The organism is Psychrobacillus sp. FJAT-21963 (genome assembly GCF_001420585.1).
Taxonomy (GTDB): domain Bacteria; phylum Bacillota; class Bacilli; order Bacillales_A; family Planococcaceae; genus Psychrobacillus.
This window is the reverse complement of sequence record NZ_LJIY01000002.1, coordinates 224021-243243: the sequence shown is the minus strand read 5'-3', so window position 1 is coordinate 243243 and position 19223 is coordinate 224021. Positions and strand designations below refer to the sequence as shown.

At 35.1% G+C, this 19223-nt stretch carries 20 protein-coding genes; 1 reads left to right on the top strand and 19 read right to left on the bottom strand.

Translation table 11 applies throughout. From position 1 onward, the window contains the following. Positions 1–11 precede the first annotated feature (11 nt). The 9 genes from AN959_RS07040 to AN959_RS07000 form a co-directional block, all read right to left on the bottom strand. A complete protein-coding gene (locus tag AN959_RS07040; protein WP_053589825.1) occupies positions 12–1787 on the bottom strand; it encodes an ATP-binding protein in 1776 nt (591 codons plus the stop codon). After that, entirely contained in the window at positions 1780–2496 is a 717-nt protein-coding gene (locus AN959_RS07035) for a response regulator transcription factor (protein ID WP_056829431.1), read from the bottom strand. The genes AN959_RS07040 and AN959_RS07035 overlap by 8 nt, the downstream gene beginning before the upstream one ends. A gap of 195 nt (positions 2497–2691) precedes the next feature. After that, on the bottom strand, positions 2692–3882 hold the full coding sequence (gene ccsB / locus AN959_RS07030) for a c-type cytochrome biogenesis protein CcsB (protein WP_056829430.1): 1191 nt from the start codon (positions 3880–3882) through the stop codon (positions 2692–2694). A 4-nt stretch (positions 3883–3886) separates the two neighbouring features. Further along, positions 3887–5536 carry a cytochrome c biogenesis protein ResB gene (locus AN959_RS07025; protein ID WP_053589828.1) on the bottom strand — a complete coding sequence of 550 codons (1650 nt, stop codon included), beginning with the start codon at positions 5534–5536 and terminating at the stop codon, positions 3887–3889. 14 nt (positions 5537–5550) lie between these two features. Further along, positions 5551–6087, bottom strand: coding sequence for a thiol-disulfide oxidoreductase ResA (gene resA / locus AN959_RS07020; RefSeq protein WP_156316776.1), 537 nt, complete (start codon positions 6085–6087; stop codon positions 5551–5553). 99 nt (positions 6088–6186) lie between these two features. Beyond that, entirely contained in the window at positions 6187–6921 is a 735-nt protein-coding gene (locus tag AN959_RS07015) for a pseudouridine synthase (RefSeq protein WP_053589829.1), read from the bottom strand. A 107-nt stretch (positions 6922–7028) separates the two neighbouring features. Continuing rightward, complete coding sequence (locus AN959_RS07010; protein ID WP_056829428.1) at positions 7029–7985, bottom strand: D-alanyl-D-alanine carboxypeptidase family protein; 957 nt, start codon at positions 7983–7985, stop codon at positions 7029–7031. Between the two features lie 47 nt (positions 7986–8032). Continuing rightward, the gene (gene scpB / locus AN959_RS07005) at positions 8033–8605 is read right to left on the bottom strand and encodes an SMC-Scp complex subunit ScpB (RefSeq protein ID WP_082460909.1); all 573 of its coding nucleotides are present in this window, start codon (positions 8603–8605) and stop codon (positions 8033–8035) included. Beyond that, on the bottom strand, positions 8598–9377 hold the full coding sequence (locus AN959_RS07000) for a segregation/condensation protein A (RefSeq protein ID WP_053589832.1): 780 nt from the start codon (positions 9375–9377) through the stop codon (positions 8598–8600). Before AN959_RS07000 ends, scpB begins: the two co-directional genes overlap by 8 nt. A gap of 54 nt (positions 9378–9431) precedes the next feature. Between AN959_RS07000 and AN959_RS06995 the strand changes: the two genes are divergently transcribed. After that, the gene (locus AN959_RS06995) at positions 9432–9938 is read left to right on the top strand and encodes a DUF309 domain-containing protein (RefSeq protein ID WP_053589833.1); all 507 of its coding nucleotides are present in this window, start codon (positions 9432–9434) and stop codon (positions 9936–9938) included. Between the two features lie 48 nt (positions 9939–9986). Here AN959_RS06995 and AN959_RS06990 read toward each other — a convergent pair whose 3' ends face one another. From AN959_RS06990 to AN959_RS06945, 10 genes are all read right to left on the bottom strand, one after another. After that, positions 9987–10346 (bottom strand): GNAT family N-acetyltransferase, encoded by a 360-nt coding sequence (locus AN959_RS06990; protein ID WP_056829424.1) that lies wholly within the window; start codon positions 10344–10346, stop codon positions 9987–9989. 166 nt (positions 10347–10512) lie between these two features. Then, complete coding sequence (gene lysA, locus AN959_RS06985) at positions 10513–11829, bottom strand: diaminopimelate decarboxylase (RefSeq protein ID WP_056829423.1); 1317 nt, start codon at positions 11827–11829, stop codon at positions 10513–10515. 69 nt (positions 11830–11898) lie between these two features. Then, entirely contained in the window at positions 11899–13317 is a 1419-nt protein-coding gene (locus AN959_RS06980) for a spore germination protein (RefSeq protein WP_053589836.1), read from the bottom strand. A gap of 26 nt (positions 13318–13343) precedes the next feature. After that, positions 13344–14132, bottom strand: coding sequence for a SigF/SigG family RNA polymerase sporulation sigma factor (locus AN959_RS06975; protein WP_053589837.1), 789 nt, complete (start codon positions 14130–14132; stop codon positions 13344–13346). Continuing rightward, positions 14132–14578, bottom strand: coding sequence for an anti-sigma F factor (gene spoIIAB, locus AN959_RS06970; RefSeq protein ID WP_053589838.1), 447 nt, complete (start codon positions 14576–14578; stop codon positions 14132–14134). Before spoIIAB ends, AN959_RS06975 begins: the two co-directional genes overlap by 1 nt. After that, on the bottom strand, positions 14568–14924 hold the full coding sequence (locus AN959_RS06965) for an anti-sigma factor antagonist (RefSeq protein ID WP_053589839.1): 357 nt from the start codon (positions 14922–14924) through the stop codon (positions 14568–14570). The genes spoIIAB and AN959_RS06965 overlap by 11 nt, the downstream gene beginning before the upstream one ends. 209 nt (positions 14925–15133) lie before the next feature. Continuing rightward, positions 15134–16438, bottom strand: coding sequence for a pyrimidine-nucleoside phosphorylase (locus tag AN959_RS06960; RefSeq protein WP_056829421.1), 1305 nt, complete (start codon positions 16436–16438; stop codon positions 15134–15136). Between the two features lie 16 nt (positions 16439–16454). After that, the gene (gene deoB, locus AN959_RS06955) at positions 16455–17633 is read right to left on the bottom strand and encodes a phosphopentomutase (protein ID WP_053589841.1); all 1179 of its coding nucleotides are present in this window, start codon (positions 17631–17633) and stop codon (positions 16455–16457) included. Positions 17634–17713: 80 nt separating this feature from the next. Next, positions 17714–18616, bottom strand: a complete 903-nt coding sequence (gene xerD / locus AN959_RS06950; RefSeq protein ID WP_053589842.1) for a site-specific tyrosine recombinase XerD — start codon at positions 18614–18616, stop codon at positions 17714–17716. 72 nt (positions 18617–18688) lie between these two features. After that, positions 18689–19129, bottom strand: a complete 441-nt coding sequence (locus AN959_RS06945) for a Fur family transcriptional regulator (protein ID WP_053589843.1) — start codon at positions 19127–19129, stop codon at positions 18689–18691. Positions 19130–19223: the final 94 nt, after the last annotated feature.

The window sequence follows — 19223 nt, the reverse complement described above, 5'->3', positions numbered from 1 at the left end:
CTGTTTTTGTTTCAATTAGTTAGAGGTAATCGGATAATGAATTTAGTACCAACACCTAGTTCACTTTCCACAGATAAATTACCATCATGACGTTCTATTATATTTTTAGCAATTGCTAAACCAAGACCTGTTCCACTCTTTCCTCTAGTTCTTGCTTTATCCCCTTTATAAAAACGTTCGAAAACATAAGGAAGGTCTTCACTCGGTATGCCATAACCTGTGTCTTCCACTTCCATCACAAATTGATGGTCGATTTTCGAAATTCTAACTGTGACAGATCCTTTTTCCGTATGACGCAGAGCATTGTCAATTAAATTTGTCAGCACTTGTTCCATACGATCTTCATCGATTTCTAGCGTCATAGGCTCAAGTAAGTTTTGTTCAAAATTTAAACGAAGATTTTTTTCTTTCGCTATTTGATCAAACTTTTGAGTAATTCGTTCAATTGTAGGTATTACCAATACTTCCTCTTTAAAAATACTTAAGTAGCCTGATTCTAAACGTGCTAAATCTAATAATTCTGTTACAAGTCTTCCCATTCGTTTAGATTCATCATAAATGATTCGAATCATCTCTTTACGGTCTTCCTCCGTCGTCACAACATCATCAATAATCGCTTCACTATATCCTTGTAGCATCGAAATTGGGGTTCTAAGTTCGTGTGAGACATTGGCAATAAAGTCAGAACGCATTTTATCCAACTGGTGTTGTTCTGTCATATCTCTCAGTACTACAACTGCTCCCCTAACCATCTCTTTACTGTAAAGAAGACTTATAGAAACGGAGAAATAGGAACCTTTAATTTCTAATTCTTCATCTATCTCCTCTTCATTATGGAAAACGTGATCCAATAAATGGTATAGTTCTGCAGGCAAATGAGAATTATCAGCTACTTCATTATTCATATGCCATTTTTGCATTAAAAGCTCCGCTTGTGGATTACTTACTTGCACGTTGAAATCTTTATTAAAGGTAATCACTGCATCTGTCATGGAAGTTAATATGTTTGATAGCTGTTCTTTTTCTTGATTAATTACTTCCACATGATGCTTTAATTGACTTCCCATTCGATTGAATGCGGTTGCCAGTCCTCCTATTTCATCCTTTTGATGATAGGAAACTTTTGCTTCAAAATTCCCTTTTGCTAGTTCTGAAGCTGCTTCTCGCATAGAGCGGAGAGGAGATGTGATTCTAGAAGTTAAGAAAAACGAAAACATGGTAGTTAACAATAACGCAATAAATCCTGATAAAAAGACAATGTTCGTTGTCTGGTTGGACGTTTTGTTTACCACGTCTAAACTTTGATATATAAATACACCGCCATGTATTTCATTATTTGACTCCAAAGGAGATGCTAATATAATATATGATTCCATCTTATTCTCTTCTGTCATGGACGGCATTAACATTTTTTTAATAATTGTATCGTTAGATGTATAAACTTTTGTAAGTTCTTTATCTTTAAGTATTTTATCTCTAATAACATCTTTCTTTAAACCATCGTGAACAGACAAAGACACGGAATTTGAATCTCTAACAATTAAGGCACTTGTTTCTGTACCAAGTATATCTTCAATAATTTGAAAGGAATCTTCCACCTGGTTGTACTCTTCCACTATTTTCCCTATAGTAGCTGCCTCTTGTCTTAAAGATTCTTCCGCTTGCTCTGTATGGAAATCTGTTAAGAATTCTAGCATTAAAACGGTTACAATAAACAACACAAATAAGACGAGAAGCAATATGGTTCCCCATAGCTTCCCGACAACACTATTCCAAATTCTATTCATTGACAACCTCAAATTTGTAACCTACACCCCAAACAGTTACGATCATTTTAGCTGCCTTTTCAGATACTCTATTTAACTTCTCACGTAACCGTTTTACATGGGTATCGACTGTTCTCAAATCTCCAAAGAAATCATAATGCCAGACTTCTTTTAACAACTGTTCTCGATCAAACACTTTGTCTGGTGCTTTTGCTAAAAAGTAAAGTAACTCATATTCCTTTGGAGTTAAGCTTACTTCAACACCATCTGCAGTAACACGATGCGCATCATGATCAATAGTTAAATGAGGAAATACTACAATATCTTTTGAAGTAGAAGCTCCTTGAATAGGTGACAATACAGCAGAGCGTTTTAAAATAGCTTTAATGCGCAAGACTACTTCCCTTGGACTAAATGGTTTTACTATGTAGTCATCAGCACCAAGTTCAAATCCCTCGACTCTGTTTGCTTCTTCGCCTTTAGCAGTTAACAATATGACCGGTGTTTCCTTATGTCCTCTTAATTCAGTAATTACTTCAATACCGTCTTTCTCAGGCATCATAATATCTAATAATATACAATTATAATCATTCTCTAAGGCAAGTTGTAATGCAATTTCTCCATTTTCTGCTTCTTCAACTTCGTAACCTTCACGTTCTAAATACATTTTTAACAATCGACGGATACGTTCCTCATCGTCTACTACTAAAAGCTTAATCATTTCAGACATAATATCATACCCTTCTATCAACTTCTAATATATATTGTACAATTAGTCGTACTAAATTGAAAGAAAAGCTCCTATCTCTTTAAGAGACAAGAGCTTTTTCGTTTATTTATAGAATAGAATATTAAACTCTATCGCTACTTGTACAGACTTCATACACTATTCCCCGAGAGTTATATAAGCACATAAGCAATTCTATTAAGCGTAAGAGTGTAAGCCAGCAATAATTAAGTTTACTGCTATTAAATTGAACATAATAATTATAAAACCAATTAAAGCTAGCCAAGCAGATTTTTCACCATGCCAACCTTTAGTTAGACGTAAGTGAAGGAACACTGCGTAGAACAACCAAGTAATAAGCGCCCAAACCTCTTTTGGATCCCAGCCCCAGAATCTAGACCATGCCTCATGTGCCCAAATCATTGCAAAAATTAGTGCTCCTAAAGTGAACACAGGGAAACCAATAAGAACTGAACGATACCCAATTTCATCCATATATTGAGAGTTAGCTTTTTTAGCAAATGGTTGCAGCACAGCTGCTATAGGTTTGCGTAAAATTAAACGCAGTATTACATATAATATTGTTCCAAAAATAACAGACCATGTAACAATCGTAAGTTTTTTAGCATTTACTAATGGCGGCATTTCCACCAGTGGTTCCATTGCATTTTCTGTGATGGCTTCTGATTTATTCATTCCAAAAATAGCTGGCATGTTATATTCCATTTCAGCTGCATTACCTTCTTTATTTACATAACTATATTCAGCCTTATAGTCTGCAATTGTAAATGCAGTCGTAGAAATGACAAAACCAAGAACTAAAACAACCAAATACATAACTGCCTCTATCCAAAAGCTCTGTTTTGATTTTTTTGTCAGATCAATATTTTTTAGAAGCCAAATTAATCCTGCAACGGCACTAATGGCTAAAATGGATTCACCAAGTGCCGCAGTAATAACATGGACAGTCAACCAGTAACTTTTAAGAGCCGGGATTAACGGGGTAATATCTCTTGGGAACATACTTGCATATGCAATGATTAATACGGCAATTGGTAATGCAAAAAGCCCAAGAGAAGGTACTCTATAAATAAAGTAAATTAAAATAAATGCCCCTACAACCATCATCCCAAACGCAGTTGTAAACTCAAATAAATTACTAACTGGAGCATGTCCAGCTGCAATCCATCTTGTAAAAAAGTAACCAAGATTGGATATAAAACCAATAATAGTAACTGTAATCGCTAATTTTCCCCAGCGATCAAATGATTTTGAAGTAGTATTCTCCGAGCTAGAACCTTTTACTGCTCCCCCGAATAAAAAAGTTGCAACTAAATAAGCAATAAATGCTATTAATAATAAGGTACTACTAAGTGATACCAAATCCATAAAACTAGACTCCTTTCTCTTTTTCCGCTTTAGCGTCTAAATCTTGTTGGTCTTCATAAGGTGGAAGAATCGCAACTTTTGAAACTGCATCTAAGTCTTTTTGAATACTTAACCAGTTTTTGTTTGTATGTGCTGCAATTACAACTTGCCCATCTTCTAATTGCTGCAACCATATACGACGATGATTCCAGTATGAACCTTGGGCTACCCCAATCATGAAGATCAGTCCGCCAAGTCCGAGTAAAGGAAGCGTTAAATCTTTGCGAATAGTTAAACCAGAAACATCTCTTGTCTCAACACTTTGGAATGCAATCTTATGCTGATTTTCGCCAAGTGGCTCTAATGTTTCTTTGATCATTACAAAGCTTGTTTCTCCTTTTGGAAATTCCGGACTATACATTTTCACCAAAAATGCAGGATTATTAGGAAGCGGCGATTGTGATTGTGGAACTCCATCTTCAAAACCAGTGAAATCCGCGTAATAATCCATAATTTCCACTTTGTAGCCATCTTTTAACTGATATTCTGCTTGGGGATTAGCCAAATCAATTGTAAATTCCCCGAAAGACTCCTTAGAAGCTTTGTCTTGTAATTGGAATGTCATAGATTTTAATTCATCTAAACGGAAATCCATTTGGAAGACAGAGAAGTTATCAAATTTAAGCGGTTGATTCACTTGAATTGATTCTTCTTTAATAGGTTTTAAATCATCAGGTTTTCCTGCAATTGCATCATCTGCACCTTTATATAACACAACATCTGATTGATAATTTTTAGCAATTGTTCCAACTCGGTCAATTGCTTCACCAAACACTTCTTCCGACTCTTCCTTTGAATACGTTTCATAAATAAAATCTTTGCTTTCCAAGAAGTATCCATTTGTCTTTGGTATGTAAAGTGTTTCTCCTTCTCTTAGCCACATTGTTTCATCCACATAAAATCCCGGTATAGCTCTCAACATAACTCCAAATAAGAAGATAATTAGACCAAGATGATTCACATATGGGCCCCAACGAGAAAAACGACCTTTTTCTGCTAAGATTGCATTTCCTTCTCGTTTTACTTTATAGCGCATTGTATTCAGTTTTTCTTCTGCTTTATTTAAAGAATCTAATGGCTCTTCCACATTGCCAATTCCATAAATACGCTGACGACTCAAAAAACTGATATGTCTTTTCGTTTTTTGTTTCTTAAGAGATTTATAAAGTGGAATTACACGGTCTAAACTTGCAATAACTAATGAAATCCCTAACATACCAACTAATGTTTGGAACCACCATGAGCTATATAAGTCTGATAATCCCAATTCGTAATAAACTTTCCCGAAAGTACCATACACTCTCTCATAATACGCGGCAATATCTGCTTCCGATACCGCAGGTACATAGAACACTTGTGGTAATATTGTCCCTATCGCAGCCGCCACTAAAATAGCAACAATTATCCACATACCGACTTTCACACTAGAAAAGAAATTCCAAATCTTATCAATTATTGTTTTGTTATATGTTTGAGACCTTCTAGCAGAACCTTCATAACGCATGTCTACTAGTTTTTTTTCTTTTATTTCTTGTGATAAAGGACGACCACAGCTTTCACATAACTCTGTACCAGCTGGGTTTACGTTACCGCATGTACAAACTATTTTGTCCATTTATACGAACTCCTTTAGGAAGGTTTAACCTGTTCCATAAAATTAGCAATGTCTTGCTCTGTCATTTCACCTTTTATAATTTTCTCAATACGACCTTCTGGATTAATTAAAAAAGTAGTTGGCAGTGGATCGATATTATATAGTTCCATTACACTTTTATTCCGATCAATTGCAATAGGAAAAGTTAAACCATATCGATTAACAAAGCTATTTACTTTTAAATCAGATTCCCCAATATTAATTGCCAGTGTTTGAACACCCTGATCCTTATACTCATTGTACTGGTTGTCCATTGCTGGCATCTCTGTTGCGCAAGGTTTACACCACGTACCCCAAAAATTTAAGAAAATACCTTCACCTTGATAATCAGAAAGTTTATGCTCGTTACCATTCATATCTACTAACATAAAATCTGGTGCTTTATCACCTACTTGAAGGACGGCGTTTTTTTCTTTGTTTAAGTTGGAGTAAACAGTAAACACAATTGCAAATGTAAGCACTACCAAAATAACAGTTCTTATATAAAAACGCTGTTTTTTAGTTTGAGCCATTTCATTTTCCTCCATTTCCAAACATAACCGACACTATTATACCAAAATAAATACATACAAAAATTAAGACTTATGACTGCTTTGTGAACAAAAAAACCTTTATTTCCCTACCTTACCTGTTTCAGCTAGAACTCTTAATTGTTTGACCTCATGAGTAGTAAGCTCTCTCCATTCTCCCGCATTTAAACCATGCAGTGTTAAAAAACCAAACTGCTCACGCTTTAATTTTTGCACAGGGAAACCGATTGCATCAAACATACGACGAACTTGTCTATTCTTACCTTCATGAATTGTAATTTCTACAATAGCTTTATTTGTCTTTCTTTCAGAAGACAATAGTTTTACCCGAGCAGGAGCAGTTTTTCCATCCTCTAAAACAATTCCACGTTCTAGGGGACGTAATTGTTCTTTTAATGGAATACCTTTTACCCGCGCTACATACGTTTTATCTACTTTGAATTTAGGATGCGTTAAAGCATAAGAAAAGTCTCCGTCATTTGTAAGTAATAATAAACCTGAAGTTTCGTAGTCTAATCTTCCTACAGGATATAGACGCTCCGTAACATGAGGTAAAAGATCGGTCACAGTTTTTCTACCCTTATCATCCGATACAGCTGATATAACCCCTCTAGGCTTATAGAGTAAATAGTAAACTTTTTGCTCTTTTTCTAATTTAACTCCTTCTACTTCCACTGTATCCGAATCCGATACTTTTATTCCGAGTTCCGTGACTACTTTACCGTTTACTTTAACTTTTCCTTGTAGGATCAGTTCTTCTGATTTTCTTCTTGATGCTACCCCTGCATGAGCAAGTACTTTTTGTAATCTTTCCAATTAATTCACCTCGTCCATTCTTTCCACTAACATGAGTGAATTATGTCATACTTTCAGCCAAATTAAAAGAAGACAGTCTTTTTAGAAAAACTGTCTCCTCCGATTGTTTATTTTATTTTATCTACTTTAAATCGTAAAGCAAGTTCATTATTAATGTAGACATTCCACATATATGGATTGGAATCTTTTTTCCTTGGTATATGTAAAACATTTTGGAGTTGCTCTTTTTCATCTTTGTTTAATAGTAATATATAGTCTTTTTTAACCTTGATTACTTCTTTATTAAAAATTTTATATTTACCTTTTTCCACTACTTTAACGTTTTCATAATTTGCGAAAATATTATCAGCTAATGCAGTATGTGTCTTCCAATCATTTGAGTTATTCAATGTCACAACGATTATTTCTTTCGAACCATCTTTAAAATAAGTAACAAGCGTTCTGCCTGCTCTTTTTGTAAAACCAGTTTTACCAGCAATAGCTTGATCTGAATAATGGAGAAGTTTATGTTTGTTTTTCCAAATCACATTTCTCTCTTTTGGTCGAAACGTTTTGGCGGAAGCTATTTTCTCAAAATCTTCATCTTTAAGGGCAAGTCGAAGCATATTAGCCATATCTATTGCAGAAGAATAATGATCATCATGATGAAGTCCTGACGGATTAGTAAAATGTGAATTTTCTAGTCCTGCAAGTTGCATTTTCTCATTCATCATTTTGACAAATCCTTCAACCGACCCCCCTGCATGTTCAGCAAGTGCATAGGCAGCATCGTTACCCGATTGTAAAAGTAGACCATAAAGAAGAGATTCTACAGTCCATACTTCACCAGCTTGTAAATATAAAGAAGATCCTTCTTGAGAGGCTGCTTGTGTTGAAATCGTAATTTCTTCATCTAAATCAGAAGCATCAAGAACTGTTAAAGCTGTCCAAACTTTTGTTAGACTAGCAATCGGTAGCTCTGCATGAGCATTGCTTCCCTCTAGTAATCTACCAGAGTTAACATCAATGGCTACGTAAGAGGAAGAAGCCTCTACACCAGTTGTTTGCCAAAATAGCAAGAACATCAAGATAAGCAGTGTTTTTTTGAAAATATTATTTACTCCTCTTTAATTTATTCCTGATTTACAAATGCTTCCTGGAACTTCGTCATAAACAAGTCAGTGTCTTCCATATCATCCACTGCAATTTCATCCGGAAGTGGTGGAAGTGCTGAAATATTCTTTAATCCAAAATATTGAAGGAATTCGTTTGTAGTACCATATAAAATGGCTCTACCAGTGCCTTCTGCTCGACCAACTTCTTGAATAAGACCTTTAGCAGATAAAGTATAAATTGGTCGTTCTGATTTCACTCCACGGATGTCCTCTATCTCAACCCTCGTGATTGGTTGCTTATACGCAATAATAGCTAGTACTTCTAAGGATGCTTGAGAAAGAGACTGAGTAGTGGGATTCTCAACCAATTTTTGTATGCTTTGTACATTTTCAAGCTTAGTTACTAATTGATATGTACCTGCTAACTGTTTAATGATGATACCTCTTTCTTCCTTACTCTCGTAATCTACTATCATTTTTTCTATAGTTTCTGTAATCTGTTGTTCTGTCGTTTCAGTTAAAAATGCTAGTTGTTTTATTGTTAAACCATCATCTCCACTTACAAACAACAAGCTTTCAATTTTACTCATCAATTTCATCGTCGAATTCACTTTCAAAATCTTCCTTTCGCAATAGAACAAATAATTCCTCAAAATTGCTTTTTTGTTCTACTTGAACAATCTGCCGCTTCATTAACTCTAGTAAGGATAAAAAAGTTGTTACAATTGTTGTTTTATCCCTAGTAGGAAAAAGATTATAAAATGATATTTTTCCCCCACTTTTCTTTAAAGTGGATATAACATTTTTCATCTGATCTTTTATCGAAATTTCTTGTTTGCTTATTCGAGTATGAAGTGGAGCATTCAATTGTTTCCTTCTAAGCATTTTTTGGAAGGCACCCAACATATCATACACATTTACATCAAGTTCAAATAATGCTAACTGCTTACTATCCTGAAAACCACTTAAATCAGCAGGAGGTCTTGTATAAAAGAGACTAGAAGATTCCTCCATCTCTTGTAGATTACTTGCCGCTTCTTTGTATTTCTTATATTCTATTAACTTTAAAACTAATTCATCCCTTGGGTCATCTAACGAAAGATCAAAATCATCATCCATTTCGTCATCTTGATGTATAGGGAGTAACATTTTACTTTTAATGGATAATAAAGTAGCTGCCATCACTAAATACTCGCTAGCTTCATTTAACTCGAGCACCCGCATAGCATGTATATGCTCCATATATTGTGATGTGATCTCCGCCATTTTAATATCATATATATCTATTTCCAAACGATTTATTAAATGTAATAATAAATCCAGAGGCCCTTCAAACGCCTCCGTTTTAACTTCATAAGACATAAAACTCCACCTATTATCGGTTTTTAACATCATTATAGAGGAAAGGTGATACTATTGCATCCTACATTCCATCCTAATTTCGTACAATTTATAAAAGAATTTAATGTGACACACGATTATTTTGAATGTCACGAGGTATTAGAAGATTATTGGAAAGAGGTTGCCCCAAAACAAAAAAGTCATCCTTTAACCGCGTTAATATTAATGTCTACAAGTATGTATCATTGGCGTAGGGGAAATAATCCAGGAGCTCTAAAAACCATGCAAACGAGTATAAAACGGTTAATAGAAACTAGTGGCTCACCTTTTTATGAAACCATTGATTATAGTAATCTAATACAGGACACTGCAAGTTCATTAATACATATGCAAGAAAACGAACCATTTCAGCCTTTTCTTGTTTCTATTAAAGATCCGCATTTAAACTCATTAGTAGAAAATTACAATATCGAAACTAGTTATGATAAAAATTTTCTTATTCATAAGCATATGCTAAGAGATCGTTCAGAAATACTTGCAGAGAGAGAAAAAAGCAAAAAAAGAAGAAATGACATTTTATAATGTCATTCTTCTTTCTTAACAGAACTTTAATCGGAATACATTAAGAATCTAAACTTCTTCATCTTCTGTCTTACATTTTTCGTAGAAAGCTTTAATATCCTCTGATGGTTGAATAGATGTTGTATGTAAAATAGATGGCAAATTCTGTATCATATCTTTTCCTATACCTTCTCCTCGATGAGAAGGATTGACTGAAATATGTTGAATGATTCCATCTGTACCATTCATTCTAACACCAATTAGCCCTACTAGATCTTCATCTTTTTTCCAAAGAAACAAATGCCAATCGGGATCGGTTTCATATAGATGAATTGTTTCCAATAGTTTTTTCACGTCTTTCTCGTGAGGCATAAAGGAAAGTAGTCCCATTGATATTTTTTCAAATGTTTTTTTATAACGTAGCAACATAGTTAAGACCCTCTTTTAATTTCTTTAAAAGAATATTTTTACGTGACAATTTTTTCAATTACAAATTACTATTAGGAGCTATAAAGAACCAGTATATTAAACCCCAAATAATTCCAGCTAAAAGTAAAATAAGAAACAGAATAATGTTTTGTTTTTTCATCTTGTTTCACTCCTTTTCTAATGATAAAGGAAGGTCAAGATGGACAATATCTTCCAGCGTTTCTCTTCTTACCGCTAATTGATGTTTGCCATTTTCCACAAAAACGACTGCAGGTCTTACTAAACGATTGTAATTGCTAGCCATCGAATAGCCATATGCTCCTGTGCAAAACATTGCTAAAATATCCCCTGGCTCCGCTTTAGGTAATGAAATTTGTTCAATTAATTTATCACCTGATTCACAACATTTACCAGCGATTGTATAGTTTTCAACATTTTTTTCACCCATTTTATTTGCAATAACTGCATCATAAAGTGCTCCATACAATGCTGGTCGAATATTATCGGACATACCACCATCAACTGCTAAATACTTCCGTACATCTGGTACTTCTTTTTCAGAACCTATTGTATACAGAGAACTACCTGCATCTCCAACTAGTGATCTGCCTGGTTCAATCCAAATTTCTGGCATTGCTAAGTTAACTTCTTCCACTAAATCTTTAACAACCTTTATCATTTCTCTCACATAAACAGACGGCTCAAGAGGAGAGTCTTCTTCCGTATATTTAATACCGAAGCCCCCACCTAAGTTTAATACAGTACACAGGAATCCATAATTATTATACCATTCAATCATTTTTTTGATTAGTTTTTCGGCTGCAACTTTAAATCCGATTGTTTCGAAAATTTGAGATCCAATATGGCAATGCAATCCAAGTAATTGAATATAATCATGTTGATAAACTTCTTGGAACGCTTTGTCAGCTTGTCCATTTAACAAATCGAATCCGAACTTGGAATCTTGTTGCCCTGTTGTAATATAGTCATGTGTATGTGCTTCTACGCCAGGAGTAACACGCAATAGAATATTTACTTTTTGATTGTGTTCTTTAGTTAACGTATCCAATAATTCTAATTCATAGAAATTATCTACCACGATACAACCTATTTTATGCTCAAGCGCCAACAATAATTCTTCTTTGCTTTTATTGTTCCCATGAAAGTGTATACGTTCAACAGGAAACCCAGCTTTTATAGCGGTGAATAACTCTCCTGCCGAAACGACATCAAGAGATAAATTTTCTTGCTTCATTACTTGATACATTGCGACACTTGAAAATGCTTTACTTGCATAGGCAACTTGGGCTTGTATATTTTGTTCTTTAAACGTGTTATTAAATCCACGTGCACGCTCTCTAATTAGCGACAAGTCATATACAAATAGTGGTGTCCCATAAGTTTTAGCTAATTCTGTACTGTCGATTCCACCAATTAATAAGTGTCCTTTTTCATTTACAGCATGCTTTGATACCATCACCATGTCTCCCGCCTCTTTTCCTCTATTTCTATATGAACTTTACCACAGAAAATGAGGCAAATGCAATGTTATTCATGACCTTTTGCGAACAGGCGCTCGTGTAATAAAAGGTCTTTTTGCATCTGCAGGCATAGGAAATCTTATAAAAATACGTAAAAAAGCCTTAGGAAAGAAAGGAACAACTGGCCATAAATAGGGAACATTCAATGGTTTCACCGAGCACACATACCAAAACAAAATTACAAGAGCGATGAAAAACCCGTTTACGCCAAATATTGCAGTACTCAACAAAATAAACAATCTGAAAATTTTTGTCGTTATACTTAACTCATAAGATGGAATAGCAAATGTAAAAATTGCAGTGATAGCTGTATACAAAATTACTTCTGGAATAAACAAACCTACATCAACAGCCATTTGCCCGATTACCAATGCTGCAATAATTCCCATCGCTGTAGACAATGGGGTAGGTGTATGAATAGCTGCCAATCGCAGAAATTCTATACCAACATCTGCAAATAGAATTTGTAATAAAAGTGGTATTTCACTTAGCTTCTTCGGCCCTAAGAACTCTAATGCTTTAGGTAGAAATTCTGGATGCTTCGCAAATAAATACCACAAAGGTAAAAGAAATAAACTTAGTAGCACTCCTAAGTATCGCAACTGTCGTGCAACTGTACCAATTATAGGAGCCTGCCTATATTCTTCGGCATGCTGAAGATGGTGAAAAAGTGTTGTCGGAACAATAATGACAGACGGTGAAGTATCGACAACGATCACAATATGTCCTTCAAGTAAATGAGCTGCTGCAATGTCAGGTCTTTCGGTGAATCTTACAAAAGGCAATGGATGAAAGCCTTGTTTAAATAACCATTCCTCCAAGGCTTTATCCGTCATCGTGAACCCGTCATGATTAATTTGTTTTAGCCTATCACGAATCTGACCCAAATTATCTTCATTGGCTATGCCCTTAATAAAAGTAATTGCTATGTCTGTTTGACCTAAATTTGATACTTGATGTAATTCAAACCGCAAATCGGTATCACGGATTCTTCTTCTGATTAATGCCGTATTTTGTACGATATTCTCTGTAAAGCCATCACGAGAACCCCTTACTACTTTTTCATTATCTGGCTCTTCTGGCTGTCTACCTGGATATGATCTTACATCTATCGTATATACAGAGCCATTTTTTAATATAAATGTAACTTGTCCACTAAGAAGTGCTGCAAGCCATTTTTCCTTCGAATCATATTCTGTAATGGCGTGATAAGGAAAGTAATGCTCCATTACTCTATTCTCATCTAAATCTGTATGCCAATTATTATCTTGGACATTTGTTAACAATTCAGTAAGCACTAGCCCATCTACTAGACCATTTATATAGACAAGCAGTACTGGAAATTCGTATAAATGGGTATGCAATATTCCTACATCATACGATTCATTGACGCCAAACTTTTCTTTTAAGTACTCTTCTGCTTCTGACATATTAGAAAATAGCGGTTTCGTTTTAATCACCCATCTTTTGCTTTTGGATTATGCGCAAAACCAGCAGGTACCAACCAAGTTTTAAGCTGAGTTAAGATTTTCTTCTCTAATCTTGAGACTTGTACTTGAGATATACCTAATCGTTCTGCAATATCGCTTTGAGTACAGTCTAGGTAATATCGCAAATAAATAATCATCTGTTCTCTTTTTTCTAACTTTTCTACTAGTTCTCTAAGCGGTATATGATCAAATGACTTTTCAGAGCGCTCATCTTTCATTTGATCCATCAAAGTCAAAGCATCTCCACTTTCATTTTCATATAGTTGTTCTTGTAACGAAGCTGGATCTCTTAATGCATCTGTTGCCATGACTATTTCTTCTCTTGAAACTTCTAAAATACTTGCTAGTTCAAGTATAGTCGGTTGTCGTTCATGCTTTTTCATGAAGTCATCTGTTGCGTGACGGATTTTAAAATTCAGCTCTCGAATGGAACGACTAATTTTAACCATCCCATCATCTCTTAAGAATCTTTGAATTTCTCCAATAATCATCGGAACTGCATACGTGGAAAACTTAACTTCATAACTAAGGTCAAACTTATCGACGGACTTCATTAAACCAATACAACCAATTTGAAACAAATCTTCTAAGTCGGCCCCTCTTGATGCAAACCGTTGCACAATAGACCAAACAAGCCTCGTATTACCCTCAATCATCTGCTGTCTCGCTAATTTATCACCCGATTGCGATAAAGCAATTAACTCCCTCATTTTTTCTTGTGTAAGTAAAGTAGTCGGCTTATTATTCATCATCATTAGACAATCCTACATGACTCTTGAATTGGTACAAATTTCTTCGTAATGGTTACCGTTGTCCCCCTATCAGGAATAGAGTAAATGTCCACGTCATCACTAAAGCTTTCCATAATGGTAAACCCCATTCCAGAACGTTCTTCCTCCGGTTTCGTTGTAAAAAGAGGCTCACGTGCTTGATTGATATCTCGAATTCCTCTGCCAGAGTCAACAATAGAAACAACTATTTCTCTACCTATTCTTTGCGCATGAATTTCTATTTTCCCAACACCATCTTCGTCGTATCCATGAACAATTGCATTTGTTACTGCTTCTGAAATAACTGTTTTAAATTCCGATAATTCCTCAATGGTTGGATCAATTTCAGCAATAAAGCTAGACATTACCATTCTAGCTAACGCTTCATTCTCACTTTTGGCAATAAAAGATAATGTGATCTCATTGTCCATAAACGATTCCCCCTAAATTTGACATAATTTCAATTTCTGATTCGTTATAAATATATGGGCTTAAACCTGCAAACTCGAAAATTTTCTTCATCGTAGGGGATGGATTTACAATAATTGTTTGTCCATCTACTGGTGCAAGTTCGCGCATTCTACCAAGAATTAGACCGATTCCAGAGCTGTCCATAAAATGTAAATCTTTTAAATTCCAAACTATTACTTTAATAGAACCATTTTTGATCATCGGTACTATCTCATTGCGTATATCATGAGTACCATGATGATCTAATTCACCTTTTAATCGAATAATAATTATTTCGTCTCCGACTTTTTCTACTTCGTGATACATAAAATCGCCTCCTCTGATAGCGCTATTCAACATTCACAAATGAAAATCCTTGCGCTTGACAAAAGTAGAAAAAATCATTGTTTTTTAGTTCATTTTCGACAAAGAATTATTCATTCATAGTATAGGAATATTATTCTATTTCTAAACAAAAAATAGGCATCTCGCAAAAGTTTTTTTAAACTTTCGCAAGATGCCTACTTGTAATAAATTTAAGCTGTTATAATTTCATAAATAAGTGGTGGGGCTTCTTTTTGTGTATCTTCAATTTCAATGTTAGCAGTTAATTTGTCTAATACTTCTTGTACATTTTCTGTATTAGCATATAGGGTTGCAAGTGATTCGCCCTTCTTAACGTAATCACCAACTTTTTTCTGTAATACAATACCTACTGCAAGGTCGATCTCTGACTCTTTCGTAGCTCGCCCTGCTCCTAATAGCATTGCTGCAGTACCAATTTCATCTGCTTCCATGAACGTAATAAAACCATCCTGTTTAGCTGGAACATTAATGGTATATTTTGCTTGAGGTAACAATGAAATATCATCAATAATCGCATCGTTCCCACCTTGACTCTTAATAAACCTTTTAAAAATATCTAAAGCAGTACCGTCTTCTATAACTTTTAGGAGCATCTCTCTTGCTTCCTCTAACGAATCGGCTTTTTCTCCTACCACAACCATTTGGCTTCCTAAAGTCAAGCAAAGTTCCGTTAAATCTTTTGGTCCTTTTCCTTTAAGCGTTTCAATCGCTTCAATGACCTCTAGTGCATTTCCAATCGCATACCCCAAAGGCTGACTCATGTCTGAAATGATAGCCATTGTCTTTCTTCCGACATTATTACCGATGCGCACCATTGCTTTTGCAAGCTCTCTTGCATCTTCTGTCGTTTTCATGAATGCTCCCTCGCCAGTTTTTACGTCTAAAACGATTGCTCCTGCTCCAGCTGCAATCTTTTTGCTCATAATGGAACTTGCGATAAGCGGTATACTATTTACGGTCCCAGTTACATCACGAAGTGCATATAACTTCTTATCCGCAGGAGTTAAATTACCACTTTGACCAATAACAGCGAGTTTAAGTTCGTTGACTTGTTTCTCAAACTGTTGTGGAGAAAGCTCAACATGAAACCCTTCAATTGCTTCTAGTTTATCGATAGTACCGCCAGTATGACCTAGACCTCGTCCACTCATTTTAGCAACAGGAACGCCACACGCAGCAACTAACGGACCTAGTACAAGTGTAGTTGTATCGCCAACTCCCCCGGTTGAGTGTTTATCTACTTTTATCCCTGCAATAGCAGACAAATCTATCTGCTCCCCTGAGTTTACCATTGCAAGCGTTAGATTCGCTCTCTCTTCATCATTCATATCTTGAAAGAAAATAGCCATTAGGAACGCACTGACTTGATAGTCTGGAATGGTATTATTCGTATATCCTTGTATAAAGAAGTCTATTTCAGCTTTCGTTAAAGAATTTCCGTCTCTTTTCTTTTCAATAATATCAATCATTCTCATTGTTTTGACCCGCCCTTTATTTTAGTAAGGATAAAAAGCTTTCTCCAAATTTCGTTTTTGATACTCCAAAGTTTTCGGCAATAGTTGCCCCGATATCAGCAAATGTGTTACGTAAAGGAAGTTCTTTCATCTCTTTTAACAGTGGAGAATATACTGTCAAAGGAACAAATTCACGTGTATGGTCCGTTCCTGGCATTGTAGGATCATTCCCATGATCTGCAGTAATAATCAATAAATCTTCTTCTGTTAACTTTGGTAAGACTTCTGTTAAGCGTGCGTCAAACTCTTCTAAAGCTTTCCCATATCCAAGTGGATCACGGCGATGCCCAAATGATGCATCAAAATCTACTAAATTTAAAAAGCTTATGCCAGTAAAGTCTTTGTCTAATGTTGTGATGAACTTATCCATTCCATCCATATTATCTTTCGTGCGTTCGGTAGAAGTTATTCCTTCCCCATTAAATATGTCGTTTATTTTGCCTAAAGCTATCACATCTAAACCAGCATCTTGTAATTCATTCATAACTGTTCTTCCAAAGGGCTTTAAAGCATAATCATGTCTATTGGATGTTCGTATGAAGTTTCCAGGTTCTCCGATAAATGGACGTGCAATAATTCTTCCAACTAAATATTCAGGTGAGAGAGTTAGTTCTCTTGCAATTTCACAAATCCGATATAGTTCTTCAAGTGGAACTATTTCTTCATGTGCAGCTATTTGGAGTACTGGATCAGCTGAAGTATACACAATAATTGCTCCAGTTTTCATATGTTCTTCACCAAGTTCGTCTAGTATTGCAGTACCACTAGCAGGTTTATTACCAATTACCTTACGTCCAGTTTTTTCTTCTAAAGCTGAGATTAATTCTTCTGTAAATCCATTAGGATATACTTTGAAAGGTTTATCGATGTTTAAACCCATGATTTCCCAATGACCCGTCATAGTATCCTTTCCTACAGAAGCTTCTTGCATTTTTCCATAATACGCTGAAGGATGTTGGACAGGTGAAATACCTTTTATCGTTTCTATATTTCCTAACCCTAATTTTTGCATCTCTGGCATATTCAAGCCGTTCATTTTTTCAGCTATATGTCCTAAGGTATGTGATCCTGCATCCCCAAATGCTTCCGCATCTGGTGCCTCACCTATTCCAACTGAGTCCATGACGATGACATGGATACGTTTAAATTTACTCATCTTTTTCCCTCCCATTATTTACTTCTAGTTTACCAAAATTTTTAATAAAGTACAGGTCAGACCTCTGACAAATTTTAAAGTTATGCTCTTGGATGAAATTGTCTATAAACTTCTTTTAAACGAGTTTTACTTACATGTGTATATATTTGTGTCGTTGAAATATCTGCATGACCAAGCATCTCTTGAACCGCTCGTAAATCGGCTCCATTTTCAATCAAATGAGTAGCAAAAGTGTGTCGAAGTACGTGTGGAGTGATTTCTTTTGTTATTCCTGCATTCATAGCATGCATTTTTAACAACTTCCATATCCCTTGTCTAGTTAATCTTTTTCCTCTTTGATTAATAAATATGGCATCCGTCTTCTCAGTAGCTTTTAATAATTTTGGACGTGCCTCTTCAATATAATTTTGGCACGCTTTTATAGCTGCTCCACCTAATGGTATAATACGCTCTTTCCCACCTTTTCCGAAGCAACGAACAAATCCCATAGTTAAATGTAAGTCTTCCAAATTCAAATTTAGACACTCACTAATACGCATACCACTTGCATACATTAATTCAAACATTGCTAAATCTCGTTTACCTTGAGGCTTTGAAACGTCGATACTACTTAATAAATTGTTTAATTCTTCTACGGAAAGGAAATTTGGTAATTTTTGATCCATCTGTGGAATTTCCAAATGGATGGTGGGATCCTGGTTTGTCACTTTATCTCTCAACAAAAATTGATGAAACGAACGAATCGAAGAAATATGTCTAGCAATAGATCTTGGACTTTTCCCTTCTGACTTTAACTTTCGTAAGTGAATAAGAATATTCTGGCGCTCTACTTCATCTAAACTATGTAATTTTTGTTCGTTAAAAATATGATTTATATAATCCATTAAATCTTTTTTATAGGATATTAGTGTGTTATCTGCCAATTGACGTTCAATCCGTAAAAAATGCAAATAATCTTCTAATTGAAGCATTCCTTTTTTCATTGTTTACCTCCTTATAAAAAAAAGGATAGCAATTTGCTATCCTCAGATTGTTGATAAATACTTCCTTTAAATCTATTTATCTTGGCAACGGTGGCATATTCCGTGAAAAGTTAATCGATGGTCCTTAATTATGAAATTCCATTTTTTTTCAACGATCGCTTCCACGTCTTCTAATAAATCTTCTTGAATTTCATCTACTGCTCCACATTCAATACAAACAAGATGGTGGTGAAAATGAGCGGCTCCCTCTTGTCTTAAATCATAACGCGATACGCCATCTCCAAATTGAATCTTATCGACAACATTCAATTCATTTAATAATTCTAATGTACGATAAACTGTAGCAAGCCCTATGTCAGGAGATTTCTCTCTAACTAGTAAAAATACATCCTCAGCACTTAAATGATCTTCTTCATTTTCAAGCAATACTCGGACTGTCGCTTCGCGCTGTGGCGTCAGTTTATAGCTCGCACCAGATAATTGTTTTTTTATACGATCAATACGGCTTTCCATATGACGCCTCCTTAAACTTCTTACATTATACCAAATAGTGAATTCTAATGACAAGAGATTCACACGATAATAATTATTAATAAAAACTAATTAT